Annotated in this window: 8 protein-coding genes; 2 read left to right on the top strand and 6 right to left on the bottom strand. The window is 57.6% G+C overall.

The genetic code is table 11. The features are described from left to right. Window positions 1–59: 59 nt before the first annotated feature. Window positions 60–254: an IS3 family transposase gene (locus tag ACTHO6_RS20060; RefSeq protein WP_440243463.1), complete on the top strand. Its 195-nt coding sequence runs from the start codon at window positions 60–62 to the stop codon at window positions 252–254. Window positions 255–509: 255 nt separating this feature from the next. On the opposite strand, the gene rlmD is transcribed toward ACTHO6_RS20060, so the two are convergent. Then, window positions 510–1,946: a 23S rRNA (uracil(1939)-C(5))-methyltransferase RlmD gene (rlmD, locus tag ACTHO6_RS20055; protein ID WP_440243456.1), complete on the bottom strand. Its 1,437-nt coding sequence runs from the start codon at window positions 1,944–1,946 to the stop codon at window positions 510–512. Window positions 1,947–2,070: 124 nt separating this feature from the next. Further along, window positions 2,071–2,961 carry a diacylglycerol kinase gene (locus ACTHO6_RS20050; protein ID WP_440243453.1) on the bottom strand — a complete coding sequence of 297 codons (891 nt, stop codon included), beginning with the start codon at window positions 2,959–2,961 and terminating at the stop codon, window positions 2,071–2,073. Window positions 2,962–3,106: 145 nt separating this feature from the next. On the opposite strand from ACTHO6_RS20050, the gene ACTHO6_RS20045 reads away from it, so the two are divergent. After that, a complete protein-coding gene (locus ACTHO6_RS20045; protein WP_440243450.1) occupies window positions 3,107–4,078 on the top strand; it encodes an ROK family glucokinase in 972 nt (323 codons plus the stop codon). A gap of 135 nt (window positions 4,079–4,213) precedes the next feature. Here the strand turns inward: ACTHO6_RS20045 and ACTHO6_RS20040 are convergent, their stop codons facing one another. The 4 genes from ACTHO6_RS20040 to ACTHO6_RS20025 form a co-directional block, all read right to left on the bottom strand. Then, on the bottom strand, window positions 4,214–5,140 hold the full coding sequence (locus ACTHO6_RS20040) for a DMT family transporter (protein WP_440243460.1): 927 nt from the start codon (window positions 5,138–5,140) through the stop codon (window positions 4,214–4,216). A gap of 71 nt (window positions 5,141–5,211) precedes the next feature. After that, entirely contained in the window at window positions 5,212–6,393 is a 1,182-nt protein-coding gene (locus ACTHO6_RS20035; RefSeq protein ID WP_440243447.1) for an ABC transporter permease, read from the bottom strand. Next, on the bottom strand, window positions 6,393–7,121 hold the full coding sequence (locus tag ACTHO6_RS20030) for an ABC transporter ATP-binding protein (RefSeq protein ID WP_440243444.1): 729 nt from the start codon (window positions 7,119–7,121) through the stop codon (window positions 6,393–6,395). The genes ACTHO6_RS20035 and ACTHO6_RS20030 overlap by 1 nt, the downstream gene beginning before the upstream one ends. A gap of 75 nt (window positions 7,122–7,196) precedes the next feature. Then, window positions 7,197–7,664: a hypothetical protein gene (locus ACTHO6_RS20025; protein ID WP_440243441.1), complete on the bottom strand. Its 468-nt coding sequence runs from the start codon at window positions 7,662–7,664 to the stop codon at window positions 7,197–7,199. Between the last annotated feature and the right edge of the window lie 5 nt (window positions 7,665–7,669).

Here is a 7,669-nt window from a genome sequence, read left to right as displayed (position 1 = left end):
CATTAGGCTATATGACGCCTGTTCAGTATCGCCAAGAAGCCCTTAAAATAGTTGTCTGAATTACTGTTGACAATCCAACCTTTAAGCTGATTAAAACGGAGTTTGTCAAGAATCGAAGATTTGAGTCACTCGCACAATTGAAGCAGGAATTAGGGGCATACGTGAAATGGTTTAACGAAACAAGAATTCACTCAACATTGGGGTATTTGAGTCCATTCGTTTACAAACAGAAAGCAATTAAGAAATCTGTCTAGTTAGGTGTTGACAGTCCATCAGCTACTCTGCTAATCAATAGCGGAGTACACGCGAAAATCATTTCCGAACGCCTGGGACACGCCAGCATAACCACAACTATGAATGTATACGGCCACGCGCTCCAATCCGCTGATAAAGAAGCAGCCAACAAATTCAATAGCATCATTCCCATGAAGAATATAAAAGCATAAGGAGCCGCGGCAGCAGCTCCTTTTTTTCGTCAACAGTTCGTCAACAACTCACTTTTTTGGTGGTCAAACACCCTTATATACCAAGCACGCAACGCTTTCGATATGCCCCGTATGCGGAAACATATCCACCGGCTGCACTTCCTTCACCTCATACCGCTCCGCCAACACCTTCAAATCCCTTGCCAGCGTCGACGGGTTACACGACACGTACACCACGCGCTCCGGCTGCATTTCCAAAATCGTCGTCAGCAGCGCCTCGTCGCAGCCCTTGCGCGGCGGGTCGACCACGATGACATCGGCGCGGATTCCCTGCTCCTTCCAGGCCGGAATCACGTCCTCTGCCGGGCCTGCCTCGAATGTCGCGTTTTCCACGCCATTCAACCGGGCGTTGCGGTTCGCATCCGCAATCGCTTCCGGGACGATCTCTACGCCGTACACATGCTTGGACTTCTGCGCCAAAAACAGCGAGATCGTGCCGATGCCGCAATAGGCGTCGATGACCGTTTCCGTCCCTGTCGCGCCGGCGTACTCCAACGTTTTGTTGTACAGCACTTCCGTCTGGGCCGGGTTGACCTGGTAGAACGACCGCGCCGAGATCGCGAATTTGATCGGACCGATGTAATCGTAAATGACGTCGCTGCCCCAGAGCGTCACCGTCTTTTTGCCGAAAATGACGTTGGTCTTGTCCGGGTTGATGTTTTGCACGATGCTGGTGACGCCCGCCACCTCGGTGCGAATCGCTTCCACGAGCTTGTCCCGCTGCGGAATCGCCTCCGCGGTCGTCACGAGCACGACCATGACTTCGCCCGTCTTTACCCCCACCTTGACGACGACGTGGCGCAGCAAGCCCGTGCCGCGCACTTCGTCGTACGGCTTGATGCCGAGGGCAGCAGCCGCTCTCTTCACGGTGGCGACCGCCTCGTCGTTTTTTTGGTGCTGGATGAGGCACTCGTTCATGTCGATGATGGAGTGGGATTTCTCCGCGTAAAAGCCGCCGATCAGGGCGCCGTTTTCCTCGCCGATGGGCACCTGTGCCTTGTTGCGGTAGCGCCATGGATCGGTCATGCCGAGCGTCGGGTGCACGGTGATGGCTCCCTCTCCCTCTACCTGAAAGCCGCCGATGCGGCGCAGGTTGTCGCGGACGATCTGCTGCTTGTGCCGCAGCTGTTCCTCGTAGGCGAGGTGCTGCAACGAACAGCCGCCGCAGCGATCGTACAGCGGACAGGGCGGCTGCGCGCGATATGTGCTGGCTTCCACGACTTTCGTCAACTTGGCGAAACCGAAGTTCTTTTTGACGTGATCGACGCGCGCATGGACGCGCTCCCCGGCGAGTGCGCCGTCGACGAACAGCGTATATCCTTCCATCCGGCCGACTCCGGCACCCTCGTGGTTCAGTCCGGTTATCTCCAACTCCACGGTTTGCCCGACGCGCACCGGGACGTCCAGCTCTACCTTGGCGGTCTGGTGCGGGCCGCGCCGCTTTTTTGTTGTTTTGGCCACGTTACGTTTGCTCCTTTTGTCTTGCTCTCTGGCTTCCCGACTGTTTTTTGCCTAAAGGAAGCAGGCAGGGATGCACAGCGAACGCGGCATCCCTACGGCTATTGCTATTCATTTTACTATCTTCCTACGGGACGAACAACTCGATATGTCCTGGCAAAGCTTCCACGACGCACGGCAGCTGTCCGCCAAGCTCGCCGTCCAGATTGAGCTGGACCACCTCGCCTGTGGGAGAGGTCGCTTTGATGTAGTCTGCCTGGAAATACAGGATATTGGGGTCCCGCAAATGCTCCCCGCGAACCGCTTGTGTCGCGAGACGGATGAACTCGGCGATGTTCGTCTTTTTCACGACGATGACATCCAGCTTGCCGTCTGACAAATCGGCCTCCGGGGCGAGCTTGTCGAAGCCGCCGACCGCATGGCTGTTGGCGATGAGAAAGACCATGATCTCCTCGTCCAGCAGCACTTCCTTGCGATTTTCCAGGCGGACCCGGATCGGGTGCAGGGAGGGCAGCTTCTCCAACCCTTTGACGTAGTACGCCATCTGTCCCAGCAGCGTCTTCAGCTTGCTCGGGACTTCGTAGGTCAGGTTGGTGAGAGAGCCGCCTCCCGCAATATTCATGAAATAACGATTGTTGATCCGGCCCAGGTCGATGCGCTTCTTCTTGCCTTTGGCGATGATTTCCGTGGCGCGCTTGATCGACTTCGGTATGCCTACGGCCCGGGCAAAATCGTTGCTGGTTCCGCAGGGGATAATGCCAAGGGTGGGGCGGGCTTTTTGCTCCGCCATCCCGTTCACGACTTCGTATATGGTTCCGTCTCCGCCAGCAGCCAGAATGACGTCGAAGCCGCGGGCCACGGCACGGGCCGCCTCCTCGGTCGCATCATCTCCTCCTCTGGTGGCATGGCAGGAGGTCTCGTATCCGGCCGATTCCATCAAATCGAGAATATCCGGCAATCGCCGACGCACGATCTCCCGGCCGGAGCTTGGATTATAGATTAACCTGGCTCGTTTCAAGGCAGATCCCTTCTTCCTTCCCTCGCTCGCGGGTGTACTTCCTTCCTTCCATCATATCCTGTATATCCATTTTTGGGAATCGCTATGCGAAGAACAACGTGATAAGATAGAAAAAGATGGCAAAATGGAGAGTGAGGGGACCCTTGTGAAAAAAATCATCGTTGGTGTTGACGTGGGCGGAACGGCAATCAAAATGGCGTTGATTACCCCGGATGGCGAGTTGGCAGCCAAAACACAAGAGCCGACGCCTGTAGCAGACGGGGAAGATGGCGTACTGCGAAAAATCGCAGAGATGTCCCGCAATCTTCTGCACAAGCATGGCTATGCGCTGGAGCAAGTGAGCGGAATCGGCGTAGGCATCCCCGGACCCATCGATGCCAAAAACGGAATCGTCATGCAAGCCGTCAACCTCCACTGGGCCAAGCCTGTGTTCTTGAAGCAAAAGCTGGAAGCCCTTACAGGACGACCGGTTGCCGTCGACAACGACGCCAATGCAGCGGCGCTGGGCGAAATGTGGCAGGGCGCCGGCCAAGGCGCACAGGACCTCATACTGATTACGATTGGAACAGGCGTCGGGGGCGGTGTCATCCTGAACGGCAAGATTGTTCACGGCATCAACGGGGTCGGCGGCGAAATCGGCCACATCACCATGACCCCGGACAGCGGCGCTCTCTGCAATTGCGGCAAAACAGGCTGTCTGGAAACGTACACCTCCGCCACCGCGATTATCCGCGAAGGGCGACTCGCTGCCGAGAACGGAACAAGCCCGTACCTCGCTTCCGTACTCGCCGAAAAAGGCAAGCTCGGGGCAAAGGACGTGTTCGAAGCAGCCGCAGCAGGCGACGCCGCAGCTCTTGCCATCGCCGATCAGGTGGCGCTCTACCTGGGGCTTGCCCTCTCGCATCTGGCGATTGTGTTGAATCCGGCCAAGTTTGTCATCGGAGGCGGCGTGGCGGCGGCAGGCGACTTCCTCTTTTCCCGGATTCGCCATTCCTTTGCGCGGTTCGTTCCCTTTCCTTACGTCGTGGAAGCAACCGAAATCGTGGCTGCCACACTGGGCAACGACGCGGGCGTGTACGGAGCGGGCTGGCTGATCCGTTCGCAGTTGGAAGAGTAACCCGCATTTTTTGCTGCCACCTCGCGATTGGAGGGCGACGCCCCTTTTCTTTTCCGATACGAAAAACGATACAAAAAAAGCGCTCCTGCCAGCAGCTTCCATGCCGCCGCGCAGGAGCGTTTTTTCGCTACCTCGCTACGATTCAAGCGTCCGCGCCGCAGACGCTTCCCCTTCCTCCTCCACCTGACCTGACTTCGGCTTCTTCCCCGCAACAATCAACGCCGCGCCCGCCAGCACTGCACAGCCGCCGAGCAGTTGAAGCAGGCTGAACGCCTCGCCGAACAGCAGCGCCGAAAGCACAATCGTCACGACCGGCTCAAGCGTGCTGAGCACGGAAGCTTTGGTCGAGCCTATCAACAACAGACCGCGAAAGAAAAAGCCGATCGCCACAACGGTAGAAAAAACGACGATCCCGGCCAAGGCCCACCAGCCCGCCGGAGCAAAGGCCAGGTCGACGCCCCCTTCTGTTTGCGCGACCCAAAAGATCGAAGCGGCTGCAAACAGCGAGATGTAACCGGACGTCACATACGGGGACAGACCTTTTACGACCCGGTTGCCCACGATGATGTATACCGAGTAGGAGAGCGCTGCCGCGAACGCCAGCAAAACTCCCAGCGGCTGAATCCCGCCAAACGACAGCCCGAGCACCAGCCCGAGCCCCACCAAAGACAGCAGCATCGCAAACAGGGTCGTTTTCGTCAGCGGCTCTTTATCCACCAAGTAACTCAGGACCGCTACAATTACCGGAAACGTGTACAGGAAAAGAGCAGCCAGCGAGGGAGAAATGTACTGAACGGCCGAAAAATAACTGAGCGATTGCAGCGTGTACAAAATGCCGCCCAGGCCAAACAGGGCAAGCGCCTGGCGACGATTGAGCCGCAGCGACTCCTTGCGCCAGACCAAAAGGCCAAAAAACAGCGCGGCAGCAAACAAAAAGCGTAAAAACAAGAGCGTAGATACCGAAGCACCTGCTTCATAGGCATACACGGCAAAAATGGACATGACGCCAAAGCCCGCAGCCGAAGCAAGCACATACAACACACCGACGTACAGCGGATTCACGACATTCACCAGCCTTCTTCAAATGGCAGCGACACTTGCGACAGAGACATCCTGGATTTCCTTTCTCCCGGTCAGTTTTTCAATCCAGCCCCTTCTCTGCGGAATAGTCGCGAGGCGAAGAAAATCGTGATCGCCACGTACACCAAGGAAGAGCTGATGCCGACCAGCGCATGCAACGGCTCGACCTTGCCGTAAAACACTTCCTTGCACAGCGCCACGCCATTGAACACAGGCAGCGCATAGTAATGCTCCGCAATGTCCACCGGGCTTTGCGGCATCAGCATGTACGACGGTACCATCGCCAGAAAGATGACGGCGCTCATGTACGTCTGCCCTTCTTTGACCGACTTTGCGATCGTGCTGAGCATCAGCTGTAGTCCGGCAAACGTCGCCGCCATCAGCAGGATGACGGCGATCAGCACGAGCAGCGTGGCAGGCGACAAAAATGCGAGCGACATCTGTCCGTTCTCCCGCCCCAGCGGTCCTGCGCTCAATACCAGCGATAGCGAGAGAAGCGAGGCGGTCGCACTCAGGATGCTCATGACCATGACCGCCAACAGCTTGGCCGTGAGAATGTGGTTGGCGGCAATCGGCGCCGTCAGAAGCGATTCCAGCGTCCCCCGCTCTTTTTCCCCCGCAACGAGATCGTTGGCAGAGGCGATCCCGCCAGAGGCGAGCGATACGACGAGCATAAGCGGAATGATACCCGCGAGCACTCCGCCCGACTGTCTCTCCTCTGACGCTACGTTTTGAAAGTCAGGCGCAATCGGCTGAATCGTCTGTTCGGACAAGCCTGCCTGCTTGAGCCGCTTGGCCACAATCTCCTTGCTGTACGCCTCCACGGTTCGCTCGATCAGATCGCGAGCGTAGACTGACTTGGAATTGGTCGAGTCAAAAGCGACGTGCAGTGTGGCCGTTTTCCCCGCCTGAATCTGCTCGTCAAACGCTTCCGGGATCGTAATGATCGCGCGCAGTTGCCCCTCCTGCAACGCTTGCTCGGGATCAGGCGGCTGGAGTATGTTGACCCCCGGACTGTCTTGCAGGGACGCAATCAGCTTGGAGGAGCCGTGAACAGCCAGCGGCACGTATTCCCGCGCTTCCTTTTCCACATTGCTGTAGGAGTTGCCCAATAAAAAAAACACAAACGGGATAATGACCAAAGGCACCAGAAACGTCCCCATCCACGCCTTCCGGTCGCGAAACAGGTCGAGCAGCTCCTTTTTCAAAACGGTCCAGATGACTTGCCGCCCCATCAGAGCTCGCCCCCTTCCACAACCGCCATGAAGATGTCGTCCAGATCGTCAGTCCCACACTGTTTTTTCAAAACGTCCAACTCCCCGGAAAAACGCAGCCGGCCTTGGTGAATCAGGGCAATCCGCTTGCACAGCTTGTTGATCTCGCCCATGTTGTGACTGGAAAACAGGATCGTCTTTCCTTCCTCCTGTAGCCTAGTCACCATCCGGCGAAAAATGGTGGCAGCCGTTACGTCCAGTCCCGTCGTCGGCTCATCCAGCAAAATGACGGCAGGATCGTGGACGAGCGTGCGGGCAATCGCCACTTTTTGCTTCATTCCCCGGGAAAAAGCGCCGACGCGCCTGTCGATGAACGACTCCATCTCCAGAATGCGGCTCAAGCTGTTGATCCGCTCCTGCACCCGCGACCGCGGCAAACCGTACAGACTGCCGAAGTAGGCGATGTTTTCCCTGGCGGTCAGGCGGCTGTACAAGCCGACTTCCCCGCCAAACAGGATGCCGATTCGGCGCCGCACTTCCAGCGGCTCGTGTCGCACCGAAAAGCCGCTGATCTCGATGTCTCCCGCAGTCGGCGCGAGAATCGTCGCCATCATGCGCATCGTCGTCGTCTTCCCCGCGCCGTTTTCGCCCAACAGGCCGTACACCTCGCCCTCATCCACGCGAAACGTCAAATCGCGGACCGCTGTAACCGTCCCGAACTGTTTGCTGACTGCTTTTACCTCAATCAACAGCAGTCCCCCTCTCCTAATCCCTTCGAACCGAACAGCCAGCCGCAACGGCAGATGACGCCTGGCGTCCCGCCGTCAAAATCGGACTTTCAGCAAATAGGAAGCTCTTTTCTCCCCGGAAAACGTCACCTGCACGACTCCTGTGCGGCCTTGCAGCACGCGCGGGATCGCCGCCGCCACGCGGAACTGCCGCTGTTTGTCATCGACACGCGCGACACTCACCGTACCTGGCGGAGAGTAGATCCTGTCGCCGTCCAGCGAATAGAACACGAGCGAGATTTCTCCTGCGGCACCGTGCGCCTCCCCGGAAAACACAATCGTATTCACGGCTCCGCTGACACCGCCGGATACCCGTGTCAGGTCAAACAGCGGATGGCGCAGCGATGCAAGCGCAAGCCCGCCCCTCCACTCTTGCAAAAAAGCGTCGAACTCCTGGACGGCTGCTGGCGCAGACATCGCTGTAGCAGGCGGCCACGCGGCATGGAGTAAGCCAGCCGGGCTGGCGGAAGCCATGAGAAAAAGCGTCATCCATACAGAAAGCATGCTCA

Origin of the sequence: Brevibacillus sp. SAFN-007a (assembly GCF_051967035.1) — a bacterium.
Classification (GTDB): domain Bacteria; phylum Bacillota; class Bacilli; order Brevibacillales; family Brevibacillaceae; genus Brevibacillus.
This window is presented reverse-complemented; position numbering and strand designations above follow the sequence as displayed.